A 390-nucleotide genomic window follows, 5' to 3' on the forward strand; every position below is an offset into this window, starting at 1 on the left:
ATCTCCCGGCACCGGTCGTCCGACCCGGCCGACGCCTCCGGCGGCCCGGACGCGGCGTTCGCGGTCTTCAGCAACAGCGACCACCTGCAGACCCAGACCGCCTTGGTCGCCGAGTACTTCGGGCTGCCGGCCGTGTTGTAGGTCAGGGTGGTGGTGTGGCCGTTGGCGTCGGTGACCTCCAGCGGCACGCCGTTGCGCGGGTCACCGGCCCAGTCGCCGTTGCCGTAGTAGGTGGTCCGCTCGGTCAGCGGCTCCAGCCACCCGATAGTGGTCCGCGTCGACGGCCACGGCCAGCTGACCCCGGGCTACATCACCACGGCGGTCCGGCTGCTCGGCGAGATGGAGGCCGCCAACGTCGGCGGCGTCATGCACGCCGAGGGCGAGACCGAG

The 390-nt window shown here is 72.1% G+C and carries 1 pseudogene; it reads left to right on the forward strand.

From position 1 onward, the window contains the following. Positions 1-252 precede the first annotated feature (252 nt). Positions 253-390, forward strand: a pseudogene (locus PUR61_RS03045) (glycosyltransferase family 2 protein); the annotation flags it as partial.

Origin of the sequence: Streptomyces sp. BE20, from assembly GCF_036322525.1 — a bacterium.
Lineage (GTDB): Bacteria > Actinomycetota > Actinomycetes > Streptomycetales > Streptomycetaceae > Kitasatospora.